Genomic DNA, 26,923 nt, shown 5'->3' with positions numbered 1-26,923 from the left:
AACACCTCCTGGCTGGAACCAAGACATGAAACGCCCTCGACCTGCCCGACGCGCCCTGCTTGTGCTGGCGTGCCTGCTCCCCATCCTTGTGGTGGCTGCCTGGCAAGTGCTGCCGTCGGGCCGCGACAGCCTACCCACGGTCACCGTAACCCGCGGCGACATTGAAAATAGCGTTACGTCACTGGGCACCCTGCAACCGCGCCGTTATGTGGACGTGGGTGCCCAGGCGTCCGGACAGATTCGCAAAATCCATGTGGAGGCTGGTGATCAAGTCAAGGAAGGCGATCTGCTGGTGGAAATCGATCCCGCCACGCAACAGGCCAAGCTCGACGCCAGCCGCTATTCCATTGAAAACCTCAAGGCGCAGTTGCAGGAACAGAAAGCCCAGCACGAACTCGCACGCCAGAAATACCAGCGCCAGCAACGCTTGGTTGCAGGCAACGCCACCCGCGAAGAAGATGTGCAAACCGCCAAAGCCGAACTGAGTGCCACCCAAGCCCGTGTCGATATGTTCCAGGCACAGATCCGCCAAGCCCAGGCCAGCCTGCGCAGTGACGAGGCCGAACTGGGCTATACGCGGATTTACGCGCCCATGAGCGGCACCGTGGTGGCGGTAGATGCGCGAGTCGGCCAAACCCTCAACGCCCAACAACAAACGCCGTTGATCCTGCGCATCGCCAAATTGTCACCAATGACCGTATGGGCCGAAGTGTCCGAAGCCGATATCGGCCACGTCAAACCGGGCATGAGCGCCTATTTCACTACCCTCGCCGGCGGCAACCGGCGCTGGAGCAGCACCGTGCGCCAGATCCTGCCGATACCGCCCAAGCCGCTGAATGAAACCAGCCAGGGCAGCGGCAGCCCCAGTAGCACGAGCAAAACCGGTAGTGGCCGCGTAGTGCTGTACACCGTACTGCTGGATGTGGACAACACTGACAATGCACTGATGGCCGAAATGACCACCCAGGTGTTTTTCGTAGCCAGCCAGGTCAAGGACGCTCTCACCATCCCGGTCGCAGCGCTGCTCGGCAGCCAAGGCACCGACAAGCAGATCGCGCGGGTCGTGACCAAAAACGGTGCCATCCAGAAGCGAGAAGTACAGCTGGGTATCAGTGACCGCCTGCGAGTTGAAGTGTTGGATGGCCTGGACGAAGGCGATCACCTGTTGATCGGCCCCGCCAGCAGCAGCGGGGGTTGACGTGACCACGCCACTGATCGAACTCAAGAACATCCGCAAATCCTACGGCGGCGGCGACAGCCCGCAGGTCGACGTATTGCGCGGGATCGACCTGTCGATCCATGCAGGAGAGTTCGTTGCCATCGTCGGCGCCTCGGGCTCCGGCAAATCCACACTGATGAACATCCTCGGTTGCCTCGACCGCCCCACCGTGGGCGACTACCTGTTCGCCGGGGAAAACGTCGCGCACCTGGACAGCGACGCACTGGCCTGGCTGCGCCGCGAAGCCTTTGGTTTCGTGTTCCAGGGCTACCACCTGATCCCGTCCGGCTCGGCCCAGGAAAACGTCGAGATGCCGGCGATCTATGCCGGCATCGGCGCTGCCGAACGCCATGCCCGCGCCAAGGCTCTGCTGACCCGCCTGGGCCTGGCCGATCGCACCAACAACCGCCCGCACCAGCTCTCCGGTGGTCAGCAGCAGCGCGTCTCGATTGCCCGTGCGTTGATGAACGGCGGGCATATCATCCTTGCCGATGAACCCACCGGTGCCCTCGACAGCCACAGCGGTGCCGAGGTGATGGTGCTGCTGGATGAATTGGCGAGCCAGGGCCACGTGGTTATCCTGATTACCCACGACCGCGAAGTCGCGGCGCACGCCAACCGCATCATCGAGATCAGCGACGGCCTGATCATCAGCGATTCGGCGTTGAGCCCCCCCCACGTGCCCGTCACGGCCGGCAGCGACGCATTGCAAGCCGTGGACCTGCGCCAGCGCCTGGCCGACGGCGCCGAACACAATGGTGCCTGGAAAGCCGAGCTGCTGGACGCGGTGCAGGCGGCCTGGCGGGTGATGTGGATCAACCGCTTTCGCACCGCATTGACGCTGCTGGGGATCATCATCGGCGTGGCGTCGGTGGTGGTGATGTTGGCGGTGGGCGAAGGCAGCAAGCGCCAGGTCATGGCGCAGATGGCGGCCTTCGGCTCCAACATCATCTACCTGAGCGGCTTTTCGCCTAACCCGCGCACGCCACCCGGTATCGTGACCCTCAATGATGTGGCCGCATTGGCTACATTGCCCCAGGTCAAACGCATCATGCCGGTGAACGGCACCTACGCCGGTGTGCGCTTCGGCAACGTCGACTACATGGCCTATGTGGGCGGTAACGACACCAACTTCCCGGACATCTTCAACTGGCCTGTGGCCGAAGGTAGCTACTTTACCGAAGCCGACGAGCGCGCCGGGGCCACGGTGGCGGTGATCGGTCATCGCGTGCGCGAAAAGCTGTTCAAAGGCCAGCTGGACCCCATCGGCCAATACATCCTGATCGAAAACGTGCCCTTCCAGGTGATTGGCGTGTTGGCGGAAAAAGGCTCCAGCTCCGGCATGCAGGACAGCGACGACCGTGTGGCCATCCCCTACACCGCCGCCAGCGTGCGCCTGTTCGGCACCTATAACCCCGAATACGTCGTCATTGCCGCCGCCGATGCGCGCAAGGTGCAAGAGGCCGAGCAAGCCATCAGCCAGCTTATGCAAAGGCTGCACGGTGGCAAACGCGACTTCCACCTGACCAACGACGCAGCAATGATCCAGGCCGAGGCGCGCACGCAAAACACCCTGTCGCTGATGCTCGGCTCGATTGCCGCGATTTCCCTGCTGGTGGGCGGTATCGGCGTGATGAATATCATGTTGATGACCGTGCGCGAACGCACCCGCGAAATCGGCATCCGCATGGCCACCGGGGCGCGCCAGCGCGACATCCTGCGCCAATTCCTCACCGAGGCGGTGATGCTCTCGGTGGTCGGCGGTCTGTTCGGAATCGCCCTGGCATTGCTGGTGGGCGGCGTGCTGGTGCTGGCCGAAGTGGCGGTGCAGTTTTCCCTGGTGGCGGTGTTCGGCGCGTTTGGCTGTGCGCTGGTCACCGGCGTCGTATTCGGCTTTATGCCGGCCCGTAAAGCTGCCCGGCTCGATCCGGTTAAGGCATTGACCAGTGAATAAACGATCCATCGCACCGCACCTGTCGACACTCAGCCTGTGCCTGTTGCTCAATGCCTGTGCCGGCACTTCGCCTGCCCTCGACAGCAGCATTGCCGCGCCCGCCGTCTGGCAATATGCCGAGCGCGACGCCGACCAGGCCACCAACCAGCGTTGGTGGACGCAGTTTGGCAGCCCTGTGCTGAACCGCCTGATCGATCAGGCCCGCCGTGACAGCTTTGATGTGGCTGCGGCCATGGCGCGGGTGCGGCAGGCCCAGGCGACAGCGGTGATTGCCGGCGCACCGTTACTGCCCGAGGTGAAGTTCAACCTCAGCGCCAGCCGTCAAAGACTGTTGCGCGGCAGCGGCAACTCGGATCTGGACGCCACCGAGAGCAACAAGACGGTCAATAACTATGACGCCAACCTCACGGCCAGCTACGAAATCGACTTCTGGGGTGGCCGCGCCGCTGCGCGAGACAGCGCTGTGCATAGCCTGCACGCCAGTGAGTTCGATCAGGCCAACGTGGAGTTGACCTTGCTCAGCAATGTCGCCGACCGCTATGCGCAAACCCTGGCCGCGCACCAGCGCCTGCAGATCGCCGAGCTGAACCTGGCCAATGCGCGCAATGTGCTGGACCTGGTGCAAACCCGCTACGATGCCGGTTCCGCCACGGGCCTGGAGTTGGCACAACAGAAGAGCCTGGTGGCCGGCCAGCAACGGCAACTGCCGCTGATCCAGCAATCGGCCGAAGAATCGCGCATCACCCTCGCCGCCTTGCTCGGCCAGCCCGTACAGGCCCTGGCGCTGGGCAGCGAGCCGTTCCAGGCACTGACCTGGCCGAATATCGGCCCCGGTGTGCCTAGCCAGTTGTTGCGTCGCCGCCCTGACATCGCCCAGGCCGAGGCACAGCTGGCGGCGGCCAATGCCGACGTCACAGTGGCCCGTGCGGCCATGCTGCCCACGGTGACATTGGGCGCAACCCTCGGCTCGGGTGCGTACAAGGCTGAAGATGTTCTGCTCAGCCCGTTCTACACCCTGACCTCGGGCCTGATCGCACCGATCTTCAACAACGGTCGGCTGAGTGCCGAGCGCGATAAAGCCCGTGCGCGCCAGGATGAACTGCTGCAGACCTACCGCGGGGCGATCATCAACGGCTTTGCCGATGTGGAAAAAGCCCTCAGCAGCCTGACTCGCCTGGACCAGCAACGCCAATGGCAAACCGAAGAACTGCAGCAGGCGCAAACGGCCTTTGAGATTGCGCAAAGCCGCTACGAGGCCGGCGCCGAAGACCTGCTTACGGTGCTGGAAACCCAACGCACCCTCTATGCCGCCCAGGACCTGAACGTGCAACTGCGCCTGTCGCGGCTGCAAGCCAGTATCGCGCTGTACAAGGCATTAGGGGGTGGATGGAAGACCGATAGCTGATAAGCAAAATCGGTATTTCTTACACAAACTGTTTCTTAGCCTTACATTCTCCACCCCCAGGTCCTTGGTAAAAAAGCTGTTACATACGGCTGCCCGGGACCTCGTGATGACACCCAGCGTTCTTGTAAAAAGCCTGGTCTGCATAAGCTGCTGGCTTATAGCAAACGCAGTGCGCGCTGAGCCCTTGATCGTGCCCACTGCAATCGACTGGCTGTTGGATTGCCCCCTCACTACCACTGCGCGCCTGGACCCTGAGGTGGTCGGGCGCACCCAATGCGGCCTGGTCAGTGTGCCACGGGACCACGCTGCTCCCGGGCGCGGTCGTATACGCCTGAGCGTGACGCGTGTGGGCGCAAGGCAACCGCTCAACCGCGAGGGCGTGGTGTTCATCCAGGCCGGCGAACCGCCCCAGCCCGCCAACGCGCCTTTCGTGCTGCACCTGGCCAGCCACTGGGAGTCGCTCGCCACCCGCGCTTATCGCACGCTGGTGGACCGTTATGACGTGATCGAACTGAGCACCCGCGACCTGCGCCAGTCAAACGCGGTCGAGCAGGCGGCGCTGGACATGGAATATGTGCGCGGGCAGCTCGGCGAAGCGCGCCTGCACTACCTGGGCAGCGCCGCCGCGACCCGTCTTGGCAGCCGCTACGGCACGCTGTTTCCCGAGCGCATCGCACGCATGGTGCTGATTAATGCGGCGCCGGGCGATCCTATCGCTGTGGGCGTCGAGCAGTTATTGCTCAAGGAGTCCAAGCAGTCGGGCGCCGACGGCTGTGTCACCCGCTGGCTGGGGGATTTCCTCGCCTATGGCAAACAGCCGCCAGCCTCCGCGCGCTGCCTTGACCTGGGTGCCTGGGAGTAACCGGCGCATTTGCGACCTGTTGCCATCGAAAACGACACGCTGCGTTGACGCTCCGATGCAATCGTTATTAAGTGCTATTTATCCGCATTAATACGATAAATCGAACCCATGCTGACTCGCCCGCTACGCCGCAAACGCCAGAAGCTGTCCGATGTGATTGTCGAGTCGGTCAAGCGCTCCATCGTCACCGATGCCTTGAAGCCCGGCGACCGCTTGCCCACCGAACGCGAGCTGATGGAGAGCTTCCAGTGCTCCAAGGGCTCGGCACGCGAAGCGCTCAAGGCATTGGAAGTCGAAGGGTTGGTCAATACGCGCACCGGCCCCAGTGGCGGGGCTTATCTGAACCAGGCCGGCACTGAACCTGCCAGCCGCGCCTTGCGCAACTACCTGCACTTCCAGCATCTGGATGGCGAGCAGGTGTATCAGTTGCGCAAGGTCATCGAAGTGGAACTGGCGCTATCGGTGCTCGGGCGCTTGAGCGAAGACGACTATCAGGCCCTGCAAGCCAATGTGGATTTTTGCAGCGCCCCCGAAGACAGCGAAGCCGGCCAGCGCGAACAGCGCCTGGCGGAACTGGAGTTCCACAACCTGCTGGCCCGGGCGTGCCCCAACCCGCTGCTGAGTTTTATGGCGCAGTTTCTCAACGACCTGCTGCGCGACCTGGTGGTACTGAAGAAAGCCTACAAGCCCAAGCGCAAGCAGTTCGACGCGGCCAACCTCGACTATCACAAACAACTGCTGATCGCCTTTCGTGCCGGGGATGAAAGCGCCGTGCGCAGTTTGATGCATGAGCATATGTGCGATGCCGAACACCATATGACTGCGCTGGAAGGCCAGGTCAGCCCGCACTTCCTTCTGGAGTTTGATCACCGTTAGGAACAAAACCCAATCAATGTGGGAGCTGGCTTGCCTGCGATGGTATCGGCTCGGTCCCCCTGTAACACCGAGGCGCCCGCATCGCAGGCAAGCCAGCTCCCACATTTGACCGTGTCCATCTGTTGAACCGAGTTACCCAATAACAAGCCTGCCCACAGGCCCGTGCACCACCGTATCGCCCTTGCCGCTCCTGCCAATAACTAAACCAGGGAGTCACCCCATGCAGCGTCGTACGTTATTGAAAGCCAGCCTCACCGCAGCCGCCGCCCTCAGCTTGCCGCTGAGCGTGCGTTCGGCCTTCGCCGCCGAGCCTTTTACCTTTTACGGCCTCAAGTCCATGTCTGGCGCGTTTGCCAGCTATGGCAAATTTGCCGACATGGGTTCGCGCCTGGCCGTGCAACAGCATGCCGAGATCCTCGGCCGCCCGCTCACCTACAAGGTTATCGACACCGAAGGCAACGCCGGCAAAGCGGTGCGCAAGGTGCAGGAGGCAATCGCGCAGGACGGCGCACGGTTCTTCCAGGGCTGCACACTGTCGTCTTCCGCCCTGGCGGTGGCCAAGGAAGTCGATAAAGTCGGCGGCGTGTTCATGACCCCGGTGGGTGCCGATGAAGTCACCGGCAAGGATTGCAACAAGGCGACCTTCCGCTGGTCAGTGCCCACCTACGGCGCGATCCGCGAAACCATGGTGCCGCTGATCAAACTGCTGCCGGACGCCAAACGCTGGTACACCATCACGCCGCAATACGTGTTCGGCGAAGCCTTGCTCGAAGGCGCAAAGAACGTGCTGAAGGAGCACGGCCTGGAACACGTCGGCAACAGCTACCACTCGCTGCAGGAGCAGGAATTCTCCGGCTACCTGACCAACGCCATTTCCACCCGGCCCGACGTGCTGGTACTGCTCAACTTCGGCAGCCAGTCGTCCAACACCCTGCGCCAGGCGGTGAACTTCGGCATCAAGGAACGCATGAAGGTGCTGCTGGTATGGTCGGCCGGCCTTGATCAATTCCAGGAACTGGGCAGCGATGTGCTCGAAGGTGTGTACCTCGGCGCGCAGTACTGGCATCAGGTCGATACGCCACTCAACCGCGAACTGGTCAAGCTGACCCAGGCCAAATACGGCATCAACCCCACCTACCCGCTGGCCGCCGACTACATCAGCACCAAGGTCATGCTCGACACCGTCATCGCCACCGGCAGCTTCGACGGCGCAACCGTGGCCAAGGCCATGCAAGGCTTGAGCTATGAAGGCCCGACCGGCAAGGAGTCGATCCGCGCCGGCGACCATCAGGTGATCAAGGATTACTACCTGCTGGTCGGCAAGGCCAGCGGCGACATGGCCGACAAGGACGACCTGGCCAAGGTGCTCAGCGCCGGCCAATCGTTCCCACCGGTCGAGGCGACGGGCTGCACGCTCGGCTGACTGCTTACTTTTTGTCGCGCAGGGCCGCGCAAGCGGCCGCCTGCAGAGGGTTCCTGCATGCTCAATTTGTACCTGTTCCAGATTCTCAACGGCCTTGGGCTGGGGATGATCTACTTCCTGATCGCGGTCGGGCTGACGATCATTTTCGGCCTGCTCAACTTCGTCAACTTCGCCCACGGCGCGTTTTTCCTGCTGGGCGCCTACATCTGCTACACCGCCGTGAGCCTCACCGGCAGCTTCTGGCTGGCGCTGCTCGTCGCGCCGCTGGTGGTGGCTGCGCTGGCCTGGGTGATCGAGCGTGTGCTGATCCAGCGGATCTACCACTTGCCGCACATGTTCCAGATTCTGGTAACCCTGGGGATCGCGCTGATTATCCAGGAAGCCAGCGTGATGATCTGGGGCCCGGTGGGCAAAAGTGTCGCCGTACCGGAGTTGCTGCGCGGCGTGCTGGTGGTGGGGGATTTTGTCTATCCCTACTACCGCCTGTTTCTCATCGTGTTTTCCGGGCTCGTCGGCCTGGGCCTGTGGCTGCTGCTGGAACGCACGCGCTTCGGCGCCCTGGTGCGCGCCGGCAGTGAGAGCACTGAAACCGTGTCATTGCTGGGCACCAATATTTTCCGCCTGTTCTCCATGACCTTCGCCCTCGGCGTGGCCCTGGCCGGTGTCGCCGGGGTGTTGTTCGCGCCGTTGCGCGGCGCCCAGCCCTTTGTCGGCCCGGAGATTCTCGGGGTGGCGTTCGTGGTGGTGGTGATCGGCGGCATGGGCTCGTTCAGCGGCGCGCTGGTCGGCGGTTTGCTGGTAGGCGTCGTGCAAAGCCTGATGACCACACTCTGGCCCCAGGGTGCGAGCCTGATGATCTACGGCGCGATGGCCGTGGTGATTCTGGTGCGCCCCTACGGCCTGTTCGGGAGAGCCTGACATGAGCGAGAAAAACCCCCTGCCGTTTGCCAAAACCCAATCCAAAGCGATGCTGCTGTGGGTATTGGCGGTGCTGATCGGCCTGCCGTTGATACTGCCCTCGGCAACCCTGGCCACCGAGATCCTGATCTTTGCCATGGCCGCCCTGGCTTGCAACCTGTTGCTGGGCTACACCGGCTTGCTGTCATTCGGCCAAGGCATCTTCTTCGGGGCCGGCGCCTACTGCGCGGCGTTGCTGATGATCCACCTGCAACTGGGGTTGTTCACCGCACTGCTGGGTGCCGCCATCGCCGGCGGTTTCCTGGCATTGCTGGTGGGCGCCCTGGCGATTCGGCGCACCGGCATTTACTTCGTGATGCTCACGCTGGCGTTCAGCCAGATGGCCTATTTCGTCGCCTACACCCTGAGCGACTGGACCGGCGGCGACAACGGCCTGCTCAGCGTGCCGCGCCCGGAAATCCGTGTGGGTGAAACCGTGCTGTTGTCCTTGGCCGATGCCCGTGCCTTCTATGGATTTGTCGCGGTGCTGTTCCTGCTGATCTTTATCGGCGCTCGCCGGGTGATCGCTTCGCCGTTCGGCAGCACGCTGATGGCGATCCGTGAAAACGAAACCCGGGCCTCGGCCATCGGCTACGACACGCGGCACTTCAAGATCCTGGTGTTCGTGCTGTCCGGGGCGGTCACCGGGATTGCCGGGGCGCTCTACGCCATGCTGCTGCACTTTGTGCCACTGTCCAATATTGACCTGGCGATGTCCGAGAACATTCTGATCATGACCATCGTCGGCGGCACTGGCTCGTTGTTCGGCTCATTGCTGGGCGCCGGCTCCATTGTGCTGCTGGGGGATTTCCTCTCCGACCTGTGGCCGCGCTGGCTGATGCTGCTGGGGGTGATCCTGATCCTGGTGGTGATCTTCATGCGCGGCGGTTTGTGGGGCGGCCTCGCCTCGCTGTTCGAGAAGGTGCGCGGCACGCGCAAAAGCGCGGTCGTCGCCAAGGAGCAAGGGCTATGAGCATCCTGCTGGAAACCCAACACCTGGAACTGGCCTATGGCGCGTTCCATGCGGTCAATGGCGTCAACCTCAAGGTCGAGGCCGGCACTATCCACACCATTATCGGCCCCAATGGCGCTGGCAAGACCAGCCTGTTTCATTGCCTGACAGGTGAGCGCCAGGCCACTGCCGGAGCGATCCATTTCGACGGCAACAACCTGATGCGCAAGCCCGCCCATGCCCGCGTCGGCCTGGGCATGGCGCGTTCGTTCCAGCTCACCAGCCTGTTCCAGAACCTCAGCGTGCGCGAAAACCTGCGCCTGGCCGCCCAGGGCCGCGATGGCGCCCGTGCCTTGAACTTCTGGCGCCGAGTGGACAGCAAGCGCGAACACCTGGAGATGGCCGACCAGGTCCTTGAGCGCCTGCAACTCACTGCCCGCGCCGACACCCTGGCCGGCGAGTTGTCCCACGGCCAGCAAAGGGTGCTGGAGGTGGGCATGTCGATCTGCTCCAAACCCAAACTGTTGATGCTCGACGAACCGACCTCGGGCATGGGCATCGACGATATCCCGATCATGACCCAATTGATCAGCGACCTTGGCCGCGACCACACGGTGCTGTTGATCGAACACAACATGAGCATTGTCATGTCCATCAGCCAACGCATCACGGTGATGAGCCATGGGCAGATCCTGGTGGAAGGCACGCCGGATTTCGTTCGTGCCGATGAACGTGTGCGTACTGCATACCTTGGGGAGGCTGCCTGATGCTAATCGTCGAGAATATCCATTCCTACTACGACAAGAGCCATGTGCTGGAGGGCGTGTCATTGACCGTCAACCCTGGCGAACTGGTGACCCTGCTGGGTCGCAATGGCGCCGGCAAGACCACCACCCTGCGCAGCATCCTCGGCATCATTTGCCCGCGTCAGGGCCAGATTCACTTCAATGGCCAGGCGCTGGTGGGGCAGAAAATCTTTGAAATTGCACGCCAGGGCTTAGCGCTGGTGCCGGAGAACCGCGGGATTTTCCGCCTGCTCAGCGTCGAGGAAAACCTGCGCATCGCCGTGCGCAAAAGCAGCCGATGGCAACTGGACGACGTATACGCCATGTTCCCGCGCCTCAAGGAACGGCGCAAAAACGCCGGCCATGCGCTATCCGGCGGCGAACAGCAAATGCTTGCCATCGCCCGCGCCCTGCTCAACGACCCCAAGCTGCTGATCCTCGACGAACCCACCGAGGGCTTGGCCCCGGTGATTGTCGACGAGCTGGTGAAGATCCTGCGCAAGGTCAAGGACGACGGCCTGCCGGTGCTGCTGGTGGAGCAGAACCTGATGGTCTGCGACAAACTCGCCGACCGCCATTACGTACTCGAACAGGGCCGCGTGGTGTACGAAGGCAGCGCCGCTGACTTCCGTGCCGACCCGTCGATCAAGAACCGTTATCTGGCCTTGAGTGCCTGACTGGAGATCTCTGATGAATAGTGTTGCGCAACCGCTCCCGAGCAACGCCCCGCTGATCAACCGTGACCGCCTGTGGCAATCGCTGATGGACCTGGCCCGACTCGGCGCCACGGCCAAGGGTGGCGTGTGTCGCCTGGCCCTCACCGATCTGGACCGCCAGGCCCGCGACCTGTTTGTGCAGTGGTGCGAAGCGGCTGGGTGCAGCGTCACTGTCGACGCCATCGGCAATATCTTTGCGCGTCGTGCCGGACGCAACCCCGCCCTGCCCCCGGTGATGACCGGCAGCCACATCGACACCCAACCCACCGGCGGCAAGTTCGACGGCTGCTACGGGGTGATGGCCGGGCTGGAAGTGATCCGTACCTTGAATGACTTGCAGATCCAGACCCAGGCGCCGATTGAAGTGGTGGTGTGGACCAACGAAGAAGGCTCGCGCTTCCCACCATGCATGATGGGTTCCGGGGTGTTTGCCGGGAAGTTCGACTTGCAGGACACCCTCGACAAACGCGACGACCAGGGCCTGTCGGTAGGTGCCGAATTACAGCGCATTGGCTATGCCGGTTCCCGTGCGGTTCTGGGCCATCCGGTCGGCGCCTACTTCGAAGCCCATATAGAGCAAGGCCCGGTACTGGAAGACCAGGCCACCACTATCGGCGTGGTCATGGGCTGCCTGGGCCAGAAATGGTTCGACCTGACCCTCACCGGCGTCGAAGCCCACGCCGGCCCCACACCGATGCACCTGCGCAAGGACGCCCTGGTCGGCGCCGCCGAGGTGGTCAGCGCGGTCAACCGTATCGCCCATCAACAACAGCCCCATGCCTGCGGCACCGTTGGTTGCCTGAACCTGCACCCGGGTTCGCGCAATGTGATTCCCGGCCAGGTGCAGATGACCATCGACTTGCGTCACCTGCATGGGGACAAACTGCAAGCCATGGTCGATGAAGTACGCGCAGTGATCGAAACCACGGCCGCCCGACACGGCTTGACCTTTGAACTGACGCCCACCGCCGACTTCCCGCCGCTGGACTTCCACCCGGACTGCGTCAATGCCGTGCGCGATGGCGCGAGAGCCTTGGGCTTGAGCCATATGGACATCGTCAGCGGCGCCGGGCATGACGCGATCTTCGTCGCCGAACTGGGCCCCGCCGGGATGATCTTCGTGCCGTGCGAAGGCGGCATCAGCCATAACGAAATCGAAAACGCCGCGCCGGATGATCTGGCGGCTGGCTGCGCGGTGTTGCTGCGGGCCATGGTCAACGCGGCTCAGGGAGTTCAAGCATGAGTGAGATCGGCCAACTGACGGCGGTGCAACTGCTCAAGCATTATCGCGACAAGAGCTTGTCACCGGTAGAGGTCACCGAAGATGCGTTACTGCGCATCGAACGCTACAACCCGGTGGTGAACGCCTACTGCCATGTCGATCCTGAGGGTGCATTGAACGCGGCGCGGGCCTCGGAGCAACGTTGGTTAAAAGGTGCCCCTTGCGGCGCCCTGGATGGCGTACCAGCGTCGATAAAAGACCTCACGCTGACCCTCGGCATGCCCACCCGCAAGGGCTCGCGCACCTCATCCGCCGAGGGGCCTTGGAATGTGGACGCGCCCTTCTCGCACTTCATGCGCAAGGCCGGCGCGGTGTTGTTGGGCAAGACCACCACCCCCGAGTTCGGCTGGAAAGGCGTCACCGACAACCCACTGTACGGCATCACCCGCAACCCGTGGGATACACGCACCACCGCGGGCGGCTCGTCGGGTGGCGCGGGCGCGGCGGCGGCGTTGAACCTGGGCGTGTTGCACCAGGGCAGCGATGCGGGCGGTTCGATTCGCATCCCGTGTGCGTTCACCGGCACGTTCGGGATCAAGCCGACCTTCGGTTATGTGCCGCAGTGGCCGGCCAGCTCCATGACCATCCTGTCGCACCTGGGGCCCATGACCCGCACGGTGGAAGACAGCGTGCTGATGCTACAGACCGTGGCACAAATGGATGTGCGCGATGGCCTGATCGGGGCGCCAAGGACCACGCCCTGGCTCACCCCAGGGGCGGATCTGAAGGGCTTGCGCGTGGCTTATAGCCCGACATTCGGCTATGTGGATGTCGACCCGCAAGTCGCCAAGGTCGTCGCCCAGGCGGTGGAGCGCCTGGTGCAATTGGGCGCCCATGTCGAGCAGATCGACCCGGGTTTCAGCGACCCGCTTGAGGTGTTCAGCACCCTGTGGGCCGCCGGCGCTGCACGCCTGACCGGCTCCATGAGCGACGCGCAAAAGCAACTGCTGGACCCGGGGCTGCTGCGTATTGCGCAACGGGGCGAGCGTCTGAGCCTGGACGACTTCAACGCCGCCCTGGAAGCGCGCGCCGCACTGGTCGCGCGCATGGCGGCGTTCCATGAGCACTACGACGTGCTGGTGTCGCCGATGATTCCGATTACCGCGTTCAAAGCCGGGCACAACGTACCGCCGGGTTCGGGGATGAACGAGTGGATGGAATGGACGCCGTTCAGCTACCCCTTCAACCTCACCCAGCAACCGGCTGCGTCGGTGCCGTGTGGGTTGGCCGCCAATGGTTTGCCGGTGGGGTTGCATGTGGTGGCTGCTCGGTTTGCCGATGAGCAGGTGTTGAGGGTGTGTCATGCCTATGCAAAAGCCTGCCCTACCGAGCATTTGCAAGCACCTGAAACCCTGAGCTGAGATTCAATCGAAACTGTGGGAGGCATGCCCCCTCCCACAGTTTTTACCGCATTCCACTACAATGCCCTCCATTCTTCTTCCGGGGGGCTTCATGGACATCGAACTGGCACGCACCTTCCTCGAAATCACCCGCTGCGGCAGCCTCGCCGCAGCGGCGGAGAAACTGCACGTCACCCAGACCGCCATCACCGCCCGGGTCAAGAACCTGGAGAGCCAGTTGGGCAGCACGCTGTTTATCCGCAACCGTGCCGGTGCACGCCTGACCGCCGATGGCGAGGCCTTTGTGGTGTACGCCAACCAGCTGCTGCAAACCTGGGAAGCGGCGCGCCGTGACCTGCCGTTACCCGATGGCTATCGCAATGTGCTGCATATCGGCGGTGAGGTCAGCCTGTGCAACCCGCTGATGCTCGGTTGGGCCAAGGCGCTGCGCGAGCATATTCCCGGACATGCACTGCGTACCGAAATTCGCGAGGGCGAGTACCTGTTGCGTCAACTGGAGTTGGGCGTGCTCGATGCCGCGCTGGTGTTTCAGCCGCAGTACTGGCCAGGTTTGCAGGTAGAGCAAGTGCTGGAAGAAAAACTGATCCTGGTGCAATTGGCGAGCAAACCCGAGCCCTATGTGTATATCGACTGGGGCCAGGGTTTCCGCCAGCAGCATGACGCCGCCCTGCCCGACCGCGCACGTGCCGCCGTGAGTTTCAACCTGGGCCCATTGGCGCTGCAGTACATCCTGGAAAACGGCGGCGCCGGGTATTTCCGCACGCGGGTGGTGCAAAGCTATCTGGACAGTGGCGTGATGCAGCGCGTGCCCAAGGCGCCGGAGTTCAGTTTCCCGACTTATCTGGTGTATTCGCGGGCGCGGGATTCGGCGGTGTTGCAGCAGGCGCTGGCGTTGCTGCGCGAGGTGGTCAAGGCTGAAGGTGACTGGTCGCAACGCTGGGACCCGCTGATTTGAATCACACTGGGCCTGCACACATGCTAGCCTGCTGATGTGTTCTCTCGCAGCCTTACCGATGAACAAGAAAAAGTCCGTCACCATCAGCGACATTGCCAAACGGGTCGGCATGACCACCATCACCGTGTCCCGGGCGCTGAGCAAACCTGACCTGGTAAAACCCGCCACCCTGGCGCGCATCCTCGAAGTGGCACGCGAACTCGACTACGTGCCCAACGCCTTCGCGCGCGGGCTCAAGCGCAGTGAAAGCCTGATCATCGGCGTGATCACCGCCTCGGTGGACAACCCGTTCTACAGCGAAATGATCAAGGCCATTTCCCGCGAGGCGAAACAACACGGCTACACCATCATGCTGGTGGACACCGACGAACTGGAAGAACTGGAAAGCAAGGCGGTCGATACGCTGCTGGGTTACCGCGTGGCGGGGATCATCCTGTCGCCGGTCTCCGATGAGCCCAGCTACCAGCCCGACTACCTGGAACGCCTGGGTAACGGCAAGACCCCTGTGGTGCTGCTGGATCGCACGATCCACGACAGCCCGTTCAGCCGCGTGGTGCTCGACAACTACCACAGCGGCATCCAGGCCGCGCACTACTTGTTGCGCCAGACGCCGCACCTCAAGCGCCTGCTGGTGCTGACCGGCCCCGAGCACTCGCGCATCACCGTGGAGCGCCTCAAAGGCTTGCGCGAAGTGCTGGCCGAGCATCCCCAGGTGCACGTTGAAGTGCAGGCGGGCGACTACACGCTGATGCCATCCTACCTGCACACCCTGGACTACCTCGCCGAACATTCGGCGCCGGACGCGATCATGGGTTTTAACCAGTTGATCACCCTCGGCGCCCTGCGCGCACTGCGCATGCACAACATCCCCCATGACAGCCTGACCATCTGCGGCATCGACCGCCTGCCCTTCGCCGATATCTTTGGCGTGCCGATCGCCTGCGTGGCCCACGACGCGTCACTGGCTGGCAGCAGCGCGGTACGTTTGCTGCTCGATCGCCTGGAAGATCCGTACAAGCCGCGGGACAAGGTGGTCATCGCCGGCCAGTTGGAAAACGGCTAGCGGCTGGTGTAACCGCCGTCGATGGGCAGGCTGACGCCGCTGATCATGCTGGCGGCATCGCTGAGCAGGAACAGCACCGGCAACGCCACTTCCGAGGGTTGCGCAAAACGCCCCAGGGGAATTGCCGCCAATGCCGGATCGCGCTTGGCCGGCTCGGACCAGGCCATGGTTGCCATCGGCGTAAGCGTCACCGTGGGGTTGACGCTGTTTACCCGAATACCAAAGCGGCCCCATTCAGCGCATTGCACGCGGGTGATCGCATCCAGGGCGGCCTTGGAGGCGCAGTAACCGAGATGATCGTCCAGCGCCACCAACGACGCCTGGCTGGAGACGTTGACGATACTGCCGGTAATGTTTGCCGCGATCATCTTGGCCGCGACACGGCTGGCCACCTGGGCGGCGGCACGGGCGTTAACGTTCATTACCTGGTCGAAAGCCTCGGCGCTGATCGCGGCGGCGGGCTCCAGGCGCGAGATGCCGGCGCAGTTGACCAGGCCGTGCAGGGGTGGCAGGTCTTGCAGCGCTTTATCGAGGGCAGTGCTGTCGGCAATGTCCACACACAGGGAGTGGCAGCCCAGTGCGGCCAAGGCTTGGGCGTCGCGGCCAAGGGCAAAGACTTCGGCGCCGCTGTTGATCAGCTGGAGCGCGATTTCGCGACCGATACCACTGCTGGCGCCGGTGACGAGGATGCGCTGGTGGGTGAAGTTGAAGACTGCGTTCATAGATAAAAATCTCAAGAACAATGAAGATTGACTGTGGGAGGGGGCTTGCTCCCGATGGCGGTGTGTCAGCTACAGATAAGCTGACTGATACACCGCCATCGGGAGCAAGCCCCCTCCCACATTTTTAACCGTGTTGAGTCAGGTAGCTTGCAGGTTGTGCATGATCGGTTTCAGGGCCGGATACAGCTTCAGGTACTCGGTAAACGCCCGGTCATAGGCCATGACATTCTCGCGCTTGGGCTGCGCCCGTTGCTCCAGTTGCACCCAGCCTGTGTCCATCGCCTCATCACTGACCAACCCCACCGTATGCGCCGCCAGCAACGCCGCGCCCAGAGCCGCTTCAACCTCCTGGACAATGGTGTACACCGGGTAGCGGGTGACATCGGCAATGATCTGCATCCACAAATCCGAATGGCTCGCCCCACCCACCACGATCAAACGCGGGTCAAGGGAATGCGCGCCCTGGGTGCCCGCTTCGATATTGTGGCGCAGGGCAAAACTCACACCCTCCAGCACCGCGCGGTACAGGTGAATGCGGCTGTGATACAGGTTCAGCCCGACAAAACTGCCGCTGGCGCGGTCGTCCCATACCGGGCTGCGCTCGCCCATCAGGTACGGCAGGAACACCACGCCTTCACTGCCCGCCGGGATCTTCCTGGCACTCTGCTCCAGCAGCACCAGGCTGTCTTGCCCGGTTGTCTGGGCCTGCTGCTCTTCGGCCTGGCAGAACTGCTCGCGAAACCAGCTGACCGACGCTCCGGCGGTGATCGCACCGCCGAAGATGTACAGGTCGCGGTGGCCGTTATAGACATGCGGCATGCTCACCAGGCCGTGGTGCGCATCCACTTGCTGGTTGAGGTAACCCCAGCACATGCTGGTGCCGATCATCGCCACATGATTACCCGGCTGGGTGACGCCTGCGGCCAGGGTCGCCATGGCCGCGTCCACGCCACCGGCCAGGATGGGCGTGCCCGCCTGCAAGCCCAGGCGAGTGGCCCAGTCTGCGAGCAAACCACCCACCACCTCACCGGAATACACCAAGCGCTCGGGCATCATCGACCGCGCGATACCCAGCGCATCCAGCATCTCGCCTGACCAGTTGCGCGCCGCCACATCGTAGATACCGCCGATATTGCCGGCGCTGCTGTGGTCCACCGCCAACTCACCGGTCAGGCACCAGTTGATGTAGCTGTTGGGCGGCAGCAAGTAGCGAGTGTTCGCCCACACTTGCGGTTGATGCTGCTTGAGCCAGAGCATTTTGGTGAAACCGTAGTAGCTGTCCACCGAGTTACCGGTGACCGCGAACAGCCGCTCCAGATCCACATGCTCACGCACCCACTCGACCTGCTCGCCAGCGCGGCGGTCCATCCAGATCAGGCACGGGTGCAACGGTGTCATCTGCGCATCCACGGCAATCCCCGAGCCGCCGTACAGGCTGCTGATGCACAGCGCCTTGACCTGCCCCGCCGGCACGCCAGCCTTGGCCATGCACTGGGCAACGCAGGCTTGCACAGCGTCCAGCCACACCTGCGGCCATTGCTCGGCCCAGCGCACTTTGGGGGTATCCACGCGATAGCCCTGGCTGTGCTGGGCAATGATCGTGCCTTGGGCATCCACCAGCAGCGCCTTGGTGCTCTGGGTGCCGATGTCGACACCCATGACGTAGTTCATGTTGTTACTCATGGGCGGGCAGCACCGGTTTCAACAGCACCTTGATCGACTTGGTCGAGTTCGCCAGTTCGAACGCTTCGGCCCAGTCGTCCAGCGGGAAATCGTGGGTGACGATGCCTTTGGACGTGACCAGGCCACGCTCGAACAAGTCGATGGCAATCGGGTAGCAATACGGCCCCAGGTGCGCGCCGCGTACGTCGAGTTCCTTGCGGTCGCCGATGATCGACCAGTCCACGCTGGTCTCGGCGCCAAACACGCTGAACTCCACAAACCGCCCAAGCTTGCGGATCAGGTCCAGGCCCTGGGTGACGCCGGCCGGGACGCCGGTGGTTTCGATGTAGACATCGCAACCATAGTTGTCGGTGAGGCCATTGATGATCTCGCGGGCGTTGTCACGGGCGGGATTGATCACCACATCGGCGCCGAATTGCTTGGCCAGTTCCAGGCGCGCGTCGACCATGTCGATCACCACCAGCTTTTTCGGGGTTTTCAACGCGGCGACCTGGACCATGCACAGGCCAAGGGTGCCCGCACCGGCAATCACCACCACGTCATCGAGCTGGATGTCGCCGCGGTTCACGGTGTGGATCGAGCAGGCCATGGGCTCCACCAGGGCCGAGTCTTCCAGGGACACCGCCTCAGGGATCTTGTGCACGATGGCAGTCTTGGGAATACGCATGTACTGGGCCATGCCGCCTTCGGCCACTTCACGCTGGAAGCCGAAAATATTGTGCACTTCGCACATCCAGTATTTGCCCGATTTGCAGAAACGGCACTTGCCGCACGGCACGATCTGTTCGGCGATGACCTTGTCACCGACCTTGACCTCGAAGTGTTCCTCGGCGCCCTCGCCCGCCTCCACCACGTAGCCGAAAAATTCATGCCCCGGCACCACCGGCGCCTTGACCCAGGGGTTGTCACCGCCCCAGAACATCGCAGCGCCGGAGTGGCACTTGCAATCACTGGCGCAGATACCGCAGGCAGCGATGCGAATCACTAACTCATTGGCGCGGGCCTGGGGTTTGCCGATGCGTTCCAGGCGGTAGTCTTTCGGGCCGTGGCAGACGACGGCTTGCATGTGGGTGTGCTTGTCCATGGTGTTGGGTCCTGTGTGATGAGGTATTTATCGATGGCGCTGACGGCTGATAAAGATCGCCAGCAAAATGATCCCGCCCTTGATCACGCTCTGTACGTAAGGCGATACGCCAAGCATGTTCAAGCCGTTGTTCAACACGCCCAGCAGCATGGCGCCGAGCAAGGTGCCGACGATCACCCCGCGCCCGCCGGCGATCGATGCACCGCCGAGTACCACGGCGGCAATCGCATCAAGCTCGAACGACACACCGGCATTGGGCTGGCCGCTCATCAGCCGCGAGGTGAGCACCAGCCCGGCTATCGCCGCGGTCAGGCCACTGATGCCGTACACCAGCAGCTTGAAGCGCGCCGCACGCACCCCGGACAAACGCACCGCTTCTTCATTGCCGCCGATGGCGTAGATGTAGCGGCCTATACGCGTGTGTTGCAGCAACACATAGGCGGCCAGGTAAGTGAGCAACATGATCAGGATCGGCACCTGCATACCGAACACGCTGCCGCGCCCGAAAAAGGCGAACCACTCCGGCAGCCCGGAAATCGGGTAGCCGTCGGTGTACATCAGCCCGAACCCACGGGCGATGCCCATGGTCGCCAGCGTGACGATGATCGGTGGCATGTGCAGGTAAGCCACGAACAGCCCGTTGCCGATGCCGAACGCCACGCCTACCAGCAACCCGGCGCCAATCGCCAGGCCGGGCGGCACGCCGGCCACCATCAAACCGGCCGTGAGCGTGCCGGATAACGCCATCACCGGCCCCACCGACAAGTCGATGCCACCGGTAAGAATCACGCAGGTCATGCCCACCGCGATGATCGCGTTGATCGATACCTGGCGAGCGATATTGGAAAGGTTGCTGGCGGTGAGGAAGGTGTCGCTGGCAAGGATCATCACCAGGGTCACCACCACCAGCCCGACGAAGGGATAGAACGCCGGTGAGCGCAGCAGCCGTGCCACATTCAGGCGCAAGCGGCCGGTGTTTGCGGTGTTAATGGACGTATTCACTTGAGCCCCCTGTTGCATGGCGCATGACCTCTTGAGGATTGACGGCGGACGCTTCCAGGACCTTGACGATCGCGCCCTTGTGGAACACGGCGACGCGGTCGCACATGCCGATGACTTCGGGCAATTCGGAGGAAATCATAATGATTGCGTAGCCTTGTTCGGTGAGGCTGCGCATCAGCGCGTAGATCTGCGCCTTGGCGCCGACGTCGATGCCGCGGGTGGGCTCGTCGAACACCAGCACCTCGCAGTGGTGGTTGATCCAGCGCGCGATCACGACTTTTTGCTGATTGCCGCCGCTGAGGTTAAGCACGCGACTTTCGCCGCTGGGCGCCTTGATCGACAGCTGGCGCATCAGCGCTTCGACGCTGGCGCACTCCTTGGCCTTGTCGATCAGGCCCGAGGCGTTCTGATATTTGGGCAGGTTGTTCAGGGAGATGTTTTCGCGAATGCTGAAATCGGTGATCAGCCCTTCGCTCTTGCGACTTTCCGGCAGCAGGCCGATGCCGTGCGCCAAGGCTTGGGCTGGGTCGTCAAGGCTGATTTTTTCGCCGCGCAGCCACACCTCTTTGCTCACCGACGGCAGCGCCCCCATCATGCCCAGGGCCAATTCGGTACGGCCCGAGCCGACCAGTCCGGCAAAGCCCAGGATTTCGCCCTTGTGCAGTTGGAAGCTGTTGTGTGGGCCATTGCGCACCAGCTGGATGTCTTTGACCTCCAGCAACAGCGGGCCGCGCTCGCAAGTGGGCTTGGGCGGGAAACTGCACTCCAGGCGGCGCCCCACCATCATCTCCACCAGGCGGTCGATATCGCTGTCGGCCACGTCGGTGACGCCCACATTGCCGCCGTCGCGCAGCACGCTGATGCGGTCACAGACCTGGAAAATCTCTTCCAGGTGGTGCGAGATAAAAATCACCGCCACGCCCTGGCGCTTGAGTTCGCGCATGATCTCGAACAGCAACTCGGCTTCGCTGGGCGTCAGCGTCGCGGTGGGTTCATCGAGTACCAGCAGGCGTGCGTCCAGGGCCAGGGCCTTGGCGATTTCGACGAACTGCTGCTCGGCCACGCTCAGGTGCTTGACCGCGCAATACAGGTCGATACTCACCCCCAAACGCTGAAACAACGCCTGCGCCGCCTCGGCCATCTCACGTTTGCGCAACAGGCCGAAGCGGTTGCTCAACTCATGGCCGAGGAAGATGTTTTCCACCGCCGTGAGGTAGGGAATCAGGCTGAACTCCTGGAACACGATGCCGATACCGGCGGCGATGGCATCGCGGTAAGTAGCGAACTGCTGCGCCTGGCCGTCGATGAGGATCTGCCCTTCGTCCTGATGCTCGACGCCGCCGAGGATCTTCATCAGGGTGGATTTGCCCGCGCCATTTTCCCCCAGCAAGGCATGGATTTCGCCACGCTCCACTTGCAGGTTGATGGACTTGAGGGCCTGGACCCCCGGGTAACGCTTACAGATGTTTTCCAGCTTCAGAAGACTGCTCATACCGCCGACCTCGCGCTCAGAAGGAAGACCTGGGCCCCACGGTTTGCGTGGGGCCTGGGGGTTTACCAGCTGAAGTCCCTGGCCTTGGCCTGGTCGATCAAGGTGATGTCCACCGGCACGCTGGCCGGGACTTGAGAGCCCCACTTTTTGGCCAGGGCAATGCCCAGGGCGAGGCGGATCTGGTCGCGGGGGTACTGGGCCGAGGTGGCGATGAAATGGCTGCCGGGTTTCTGGATCGCCTTGATCGCTTCCGGCGCACCGTCGACGCTCACCAGTTTCACGTCCATGCCGCTGGCTTCGATGGCCGAGAGCGCACCGAGGGAGCCGTTGTCATTCACGCTGAAAATACCCTTGAGGGTCGGCTGGGCCTGCAGCATGTTTTCGGTCACGGTCAGCGCCTGGTCACGCTCCTGCTTGCCGTTCTGGATGCTGACGATCTTGACGTCCGGGTGCTTGGCCACCGCCTCTTTGCAACCGCGCACACGTTCGAGAATCGGCACCACGGCGATGCCGTCGAGGATGGCGATATTGCCTTTGCCACCGATGGTCTTCGCCAGGTATTCACACGCCTGGAAGCCCGCGTCGAAGTTCTTCGAGCCCACGAACGAATCCAGCGGGCCGTCCGCCTGGGCATCCACCGCCACCACCACGACGCCTGCGGCGTGGGCCGACTTGACGGCGGACTGCACGCCGACCGAATCGGTAGGGTTGATCAGCAGGATATCGATGCCTTTTTGCAGCATGTCTTCGACGTCACTGACCTGCTTGGACACGTCGTGGCGGGCGTCGGTGATGATCAGCTTGGCACCGATGGTCGCGCCGGCTTCTTCCAGAGCGTTTTTCATGGTGACGAAATAGGGGTTGTTGATTTCCTGGAAGGAGGCGCCGATACGAATGGGCGCGGGCGGTGTGGCGGCAAAGGCTTGAGTACCGAAGGTGATGCCGACAGCCAGTAAACACAGGGTTTTTGGGAGCATTTTCATGGCGTGAGTCTCTGTTTTGTTTTTATTGTTAGAGCAAATGTTATCGTTAACATTTTGCCAGAAGCTAACAATTAAACAGAGGTGACGCAAGCCCCCGTTGGTCGCTTGAAGCGTGGCAGTGGATTTGTTCAGGCAAGGGCAAGCTTGATTTCGTAACGGCCTTGGCACCCACCCACCCGTCTGGATCGGCCGTGCTCGGTGAACATGTGGGAGCACAGGTATCTACACAATTTTGTAGGTTGTAGCAGCCGAAGGTAACTACGATGCGAAGCGAGCCGATCTTGATCTTGATCTGCTTTTGATCTTGATCTCAGGCGCCCCGTTAAACCACGCTGGCCGGAATTCGACAGGGATTTGGGGGGTAAACCGGCAGGGATGCCGGTTTAGCCGCCCCGCGCCATGGATGGCGCGTGGCGGCGGCCCCCCAAATCACTGGCGAATTACGGGCACACCGAGCCTAAGCGAGGTGCCGAGTGGTGGGGCAAGAGCGTTTTGCTTACTTTTGCGCTGTTCAAAAGTGAGCCGCCGTAAGGGCGGAACCCATAGCGGCCGTTACCCCAATAACGGATATGTACTCAGTCTGATCCAACATCCTGGTCGACCCTGAGGCCGCCTTCGCGAGCAAGTCGAATCGTCGCACCGCCCTTCCATATTTGATCTCCCGAAGGCTTGAATCAACGTTGTTTCATACGGTCAATAACAACGGCCAAAAGCAGGATCGAGCCGCGAATCACGTACTGGTAAAACGTGTCGATGTTCTTCAGGTTCATCGCGTTCTCGATGATCGCCAGGATCAGCACCCCGGCAATCACATGGCGAATCATGCCGATGCCGCCGCTCAGCGATACGCCGCCCAGCACGCACGCAGAGATCACTGTCAGCTCGAAGCCCTGGCCGATCATCGGCTGGCCCGAGGTCATGCGCGACGCCAGGATCACCCCGGCCAGGGCACCGATCAGGCCGTGCACGGCGAAGATCAATATCTTGGTGCGATCAACGTTCACCCCCGCCAACAACGCAGCTTCCGGGTTGCCGCCGATGGCCATGGTGTTGCGCCCGTAAGTGGTGTAGTTGAGCAGCCAACCAAAAAACAGAAAGCACACGATGGTGATCAGGATCGGCACCGGCACACCGAACAACTGGCCGTTGCCGAACACAAAGAACTGTTCCTGCGACACACCCACCGCTTTGCCGTCGGCGAAGATGTACGCCAGGCCGCGCACGATCTGCATGGTCGCCAGGGTGGTGATCAAGGCATTGACGCGCAGCTTGGCGATCACGATGCCGTTGATCAGCCCCACCATCAGGCCCATCAACAATGCAGCGCCGATGCCCAGCATCACGCTGTCGGTATCGCGCATCACAATCGCCGCCACCACACCGGCACAAGCGATCACCGAGCCCACCGACAAGTCGAAGTGCCCCGACGCCAGGCAAAACAGCATGGTGCACGCAGCAATGCCCACCGTGGATATCGCCAAGCCCAGCCCACGCATATTCAGCGGCGAGAGGAAGTTATCGATCAGCAGCGCGCACAGCACGAAGATGCCCACCGCCGCCAACAGCATCGCCCAGTTGTCGAGCAATGCGCGCATATCGAGGGGTTTGCGTGCCGAAGGCAGCGCGTTGTTTTGAATAGTCATGGTCTTCTCTCAGTTCGCCAGGCCGCGCGGCAAGGCCAGCTGCAGCAGGTTGGATTCAGTCGCGTGCTCGCGCAGTTGTTCGCCGCGCATGGCGCCTTCGCACAGCACCAGGATGCGGTCGGAAATGCCCATCACCTCCATCAGGTCGCTGGACACCACGATCACCGCTATGCCGCTGGCCGCCAGGTTATGGATGATCTGGTAAATCTCCGACTTGGCACCGATGTCGATACCGCGGGTGGGCTCGTCCAGCAGCAGGACCTTCATCGGCATCGACAGCCAGCGGCCGAGAATGGCTTTCTGCTGGTTGCCGCCGGAGAGGTACAGGATCTTCTGCGCCGCGTTCGGGGTTTTGACCCGCATCGCCTGGATCTGCCGGTCGGCGTTAGCTTTCTCCCAGCCTTCGCGCAACAGCCAGCCAAAGGTGGAGTGCGCATCCCGGGCACTGATGTTGATGTTTTCGGCGACGCTGCCCAGCGGGATGATGCCTTCCTTTTTGCGATCCTCCGGGCACAGCAAGATACCGGCGGCGATGGCGTCGCGGGGTGAGCGCAATTGCAGGGCTTGCCCGCACAGCTGCAGGCTGCCGGCGCTGGCGCGCTCTAAACCACTGAGCAGGCGAAACAGCTCGGTGCGCCCTGCCCCCACCAGCCCGAACAAGCCAAGGACCTCGCCCTTGCGCACCTCAAAGCTGATCGGCTCGCGCAGGCCCGGGCCGAGCAGGCCGTCCACCTTGAGCGCCACTTCGCCGTGCTCGCGCGGGCGGTAGTCGTAGATGTCCTGGATATCGCGACCGACCATGCAGGTCACCAACTGGTCGTGGGTCAGCGTGCTCATGTCCTCGAACGTGCGCACGTAGCGACCGTCCTTGAACACCGTCACCGCGTCGCAGATACGGAACACTTCTTCCATGCGGTGCGACACGTAGAGCACCACTTTGCCCTCGTCGCGCAGGCGCGCAATGATTGCCATCAGCCGGTCGATCTCCCGCGCCGACAAACTGCTGGTGGGCTCATCGAAGGCGATCACGTTGGCACCGCGGGACAACGCCTTGGCGATTTCCACCAGTTGGCGCTGGCCCAAAGACAGGCGCCCGAGCTTCTCGTCGGGGTCGATCTCATCGGCCAGGCCCTTGAGACATGCCAGCGCCTGCTGGCGCAGCACGCCGCGGTTGACCACACCGAAACGCGTCGGCAAGTGCCCGAGGAACAGGTTCTCGGCCACGCTCATTTCCGGCACCAGGTGCAGTTCCTGGTGGATCACCGCGACACCGTTGGCGATGCTGTCGGCAGCGCTCTTGAACGCCATGACCTGCGCGCCGATCTGCACGCTGCCGCTGCTGGGAATGTAGGCGCCGCCGAGGATTTTCAGCAGCGTCGACTTGCCCGCACCGTTCTCGCCCATCAGGGCATGCACCTGCCCGGCGTGGGCGGTGAAGCTGATGCCGTCCAGCGCCTTGACCCCGGGAAAGGTTTTGCCGATAGCGTCAAAACGCAGGGCCGCAGCGGTCATTTCCACAACCCGATTTTGGTCAACTCTTCCTTGAAGTTCTCGCGGGTGATCAGGGTGACTTCGTCCATGGCGGTGTACTTCGGTGGTTCAGTGCCTTTGGTGACCCACTCGTACATCATCAGTGCGGTGTTATAGCCCTCGATGTGCGGGCTCGGCAGCATGGAGCCGAAGAAACCGCTGTCGGCTTTCTTCAATTCGCCGATGGCGTCGGTGCCATTAATGCCGATGCCGATCACGTTGGCGGCCTTGAAGCCGGCGCTTTCAGTGGCGCGCACGCCGCCGAGCACGGTGTTGTCGTTCATGCCGCCGATGATCAGGTTTTTAGCGCCGCCGGGCAGCTTGACCAGGGCCGAGTTGGTGGCGTCCATGCTGCCAGGCACGTCAAGAGTCTTGAGGGCAGCGGTGAGGATGTGATCCTTGGGGATGCCGGCTTCTTCCAGGGATTTGATCGAGCCGTCAGTGCGCTTTTTACCGGTATCGAGCTCGTTGAAGGTATTGATCACCGCATAGGTGTCCTTCCAGTCCCAGCCGCGTTTTTTCGCTTCGGCGGCCATGGCGGCTCCTTGTTTCTGGCCCACTTCAAACGCGGCCATGCCCAGGTACGGCACGTCTTCCATGAAGTTGCCCTTGGCATCGACAAAGCGGTCATCCACGGCCATGACTTTCAGGCCATTGACCTTGGCCTTGGCGACAATGGCCGGGCCCAGGGACACGTCCGGTGGGCAGATCACAAAGCCCTTGGCACCGTTGGCGGCGAGGCTGTCGATGGCCGAGAGGGTTTTCTCGCCGTCGGGCACGGCGATCTTGATCACGGTGAAGCCATGCTCCTTGCCGGCTTTTTCGGCGAAAGCCCATTCAGTCTGGAACCACGGCTCTTCGGCCTGCTTGACCAGGAAGCCGATCTTCACTTCTTCAGCGGATACGATGCTGCTGAGGCTGCTTAACGCAACAGCGGCAGCCAGAACGCGTAGAACCTTTTTCATGAACGACAC

At 62.4% G+C, this 26,923-nt stretch carries 23 protein-coding genes; 14 read left to right on the top strand and 9 right to left on the bottom strand.

Annotation, left to right across the window (positions count from 1 at the left end; genetic code table 11):
* The first annotated feature begins 25 nt into the window (after positions 1–25).
* The 14 genes from LJX92_RS10755 to LJX92_RS10690 all read left to right on the top strand — a co-directional run bounded on the left by LJX92_RS10755 (position 26) and on the right by LJX92_RS10690 (position 15,810).
* Positions 26–1,198 carry an efflux RND transporter periplasmic adaptor subunit gene (locus LJX92_RS10755; RefSeq protein WP_032876409.1) on the top strand — a complete coding sequence of 391 codons (1,173 nt, stop codon included), beginning with the start codon at positions 26–28 and terminating at the stop codon, positions 1,196–1,198.
* A 1-nt stretch (position 1,199) separates the two neighbouring features.
* Complete coding sequence (locus LJX92_RS10750) at positions 1,200–3,173, top strand: MacB family efflux pump subunit (protein ID WP_228309738.1); 1,974 nt, start codon at positions 1,200–1,202, stop codon at positions 3,171–3,173.
* Positions 3,166–4,578: an efflux transporter outer membrane subunit gene (locus LJX92_RS10745; protein WP_228309737.1), complete on the top strand. Its 1,413-nt coding sequence runs from the start codon at positions 3,166–3,168 to the stop codon at positions 4,576–4,578. The genes LJX92_RS10750 and LJX92_RS10745 overlap by 8 nt, the downstream gene beginning before the upstream one ends.
* 106 nt (positions 4,579–4,684) lie before the next feature.
* Positions 4,685–5,440: an alpha/beta hydrolase gene (locus LJX92_RS10740; RefSeq protein WP_148854176.1), complete on the top strand. Its 756-nt coding sequence runs from the start codon at positions 4,685–4,687 to the stop codon at positions 5,438–5,440.
* A gap of 108 nt (positions 5,441–5,548) precedes the next feature.
* Complete coding sequence (locus LJX92_RS10735; protein ID WP_005787529.1) at positions 5,549–6,316, top strand: FadR/GntR family transcriptional regulator; 768 nt, start codon at positions 5,549–5,551, stop codon at positions 6,314–6,316.
* Between the two features lie 220 nt (positions 6,317–6,536).
* Positions 6,537–7,739: an ABC transporter substrate-binding protein gene (locus tag LJX92_RS10730; RefSeq protein WP_148854175.1), complete on the top strand. Its 1,203-nt coding sequence runs from the start codon at positions 6,537–6,539 to the stop codon at positions 7,737–7,739.
* A 57-nt stretch (positions 7,740–7,796) separates the two neighbouring features.
* Positions 7,797–8,657, top strand: coding sequence for a branched-chain amino acid ABC transporter permease (locus LJX92_RS10725; protein ID WP_032876425.1), 861 nt, complete (start codon positions 7,797–7,799; stop codon positions 8,655–8,657).
* 1 nt (position 8,658) lies between these two features.
* Complete coding sequence (locus LJX92_RS10720; RefSeq protein WP_148854174.1) at positions 8,659–9,669, top strand: branched-chain amino acid ABC transporter permease; 1,011 nt, start codon at positions 8,659–8,661, stop codon at positions 9,667–9,669.
* Positions 9,666–10,415, top strand: a complete 750-nt coding sequence (locus LJX92_RS10715; protein ID WP_148854173.1) for an ABC transporter ATP-binding protein — start codon at positions 9,666–9,668, stop codon at positions 10,413–10,415. Before LJX92_RS10720 ends, LJX92_RS10715 begins: the two co-directional genes overlap by 4 nt.
* A complete protein-coding gene (locus tag LJX92_RS10710) occupies positions 10,415–11,110 on the top strand; it encodes an ABC transporter ATP-binding protein (RefSeq protein ID WP_005787517.1) in 696 nt (231 codons plus the stop codon). Before LJX92_RS10715 ends, LJX92_RS10710 begins: the two co-directional genes overlap by 1 nt.
* A 13-nt stretch (positions 11,111–11,123) precedes the next feature.
* Positions 11,124–12,392 (top strand): Zn-dependent hydrolase, encoded by a 1,269-nt coding sequence (locus LJX92_RS10705; protein WP_223018648.1) that lies wholly within the window; start codon positions 11,124–11,126, stop codon positions 12,390–12,392.
* Complete coding sequence (locus LJX92_RS10700; RefSeq protein WP_228309736.1) at positions 12,389–13,792, top strand: amidase; 1,404 nt, start codon at positions 12,389–12,391, stop codon at positions 13,790–13,792. Before LJX92_RS10705 ends, LJX92_RS10700 begins: the two co-directional genes overlap by 4 nt.
* A 91-nt stretch (positions 13,793–13,883) precedes the next feature.
* Positions 13,884–14,747: a LysR family transcriptional regulator gene (locus LJX92_RS10695; protein ID WP_005787511.1), complete on the top strand. Its 864-nt coding sequence runs from the start codon at positions 13,884–13,886 to the stop codon at positions 14,745–14,747.
* Between the two features lie 58 nt (positions 14,748–14,805).
* Positions 14,806–15,810 (top strand): LacI family DNA-binding transcriptional regulator, encoded by a 1,005-nt coding sequence (locus tag LJX92_RS10690; RefSeq protein WP_032876438.1) that lies wholly within the window; start codon positions 14,806–14,808, stop codon positions 15,808–15,810.
* On the opposite strand, the gene LJX92_RS10685 is transcribed toward LJX92_RS10690, so the two are convergent.
* From LJX92_RS10685 to LJX92_RS10645, 9 genes are all read right to left on the bottom strand, one after another.
* Entirely contained in the window at positions 15,807–16,532 is a 726-nt protein-coding gene (locus LJX92_RS10685) for an SDR family oxidoreductase (protein ID WP_228309735.1), read from the bottom strand. The two genes, LJX92_RS10690 and LJX92_RS10685, sit on opposite strands and share 4 nt — an antisense overlap.
* Before the next feature lie 138 nt (positions 16,533–16,670).
* Positions 16,671–18,203: an FGGY-family carbohydrate kinase gene (locus tag LJX92_RS10680; protein ID WP_148854169.1), complete on the bottom strand. Its 1,533-nt coding sequence runs from the start codon at positions 18,201–18,203 to the stop codon at positions 16,671–16,673.
* A gap of 4 nt (positions 18,204–18,207) precedes the next feature.
* Complete coding sequence (locus LJX92_RS10675; protein ID WP_032876446.1) at positions 18,208–19,299, bottom strand: alcohol dehydrogenase catalytic domain-containing protein; 1,092 nt, start codon at positions 19,297–19,299, stop codon at positions 18,208–18,210.
* 27 nt (positions 19,300–19,326) lie between these two features.
* Complete coding sequence (locus tag LJX92_RS10670) at positions 19,327–20,319, bottom strand: ABC transporter permease (protein ID WP_078821149.1); 993 nt, start codon at positions 20,317–20,319, stop codon at positions 19,327–19,329.
* Entirely contained in the window at positions 20,285–21,793 is a 1,509-nt protein-coding gene (locus tag LJX92_RS10665) for a sugar ABC transporter ATP-binding protein (protein ID WP_103735357.1), read from the bottom strand. Before LJX92_RS10665 ends, LJX92_RS10670 begins: the two co-directional genes overlap by 35 nt.
* 62 nt (positions 21,794–21,855) lie before the next feature.
* On the bottom strand, positions 21,856–22,776 hold the full coding sequence (locus LJX92_RS10660; RefSeq protein ID WP_032876455.1) for a substrate-binding domain-containing protein: 921 nt from the start codon (positions 22,774–22,776) through the stop codon (positions 21,856–21,858).
* 674 nt (positions 22,777–23,450) lie between these two features.
* Positions 23,451–24,419, bottom strand: a complete 969-nt coding sequence (gene araH, locus LJX92_RS10655; protein ID WP_005787495.1) for an L-arabinose ABC transporter permease AraH — start codon at positions 24,417–24,419, stop codon at positions 23,451–23,453.
* Between the two features lie 9 nt (positions 24,420–24,428).
* Positions 24,429–25,931, bottom strand: coding sequence for an L-arabinose ABC transporter ATP-binding protein AraG (gene araG / locus LJX92_RS10650; protein WP_228309734.1), 1,503 nt, complete (start codon positions 25,929–25,931; stop codon positions 24,429–24,431).
* The gene (locus LJX92_RS10645; protein ID WP_108240717.1) at positions 25,928–26,914 is read right to left on the bottom strand and encodes a substrate-binding domain-containing protein; all 987 of its coding nucleotides are present in this window, start codon (positions 26,912–26,914) and stop codon (positions 25,928–25,930) included. Before LJX92_RS10645 ends, araG begins: the two co-directional genes overlap by 4 nt.
* Between the last annotated feature and the right edge of the window lie 9 nt (positions 26,915–26,923).

Source organism: Pseudomonas sp. HN8-3, from assembly GCF_020790195.1.
GTDB lineage: Bacteria > Pseudomonadota > Gammaproteobacteria > Pseudomonadales > Pseudomonadaceae > Aquipseudomonas > Aquipseudomonas synxantha_A.
This window is presented reverse-complemented; position numbering and strand designations above follow the sequence as displayed.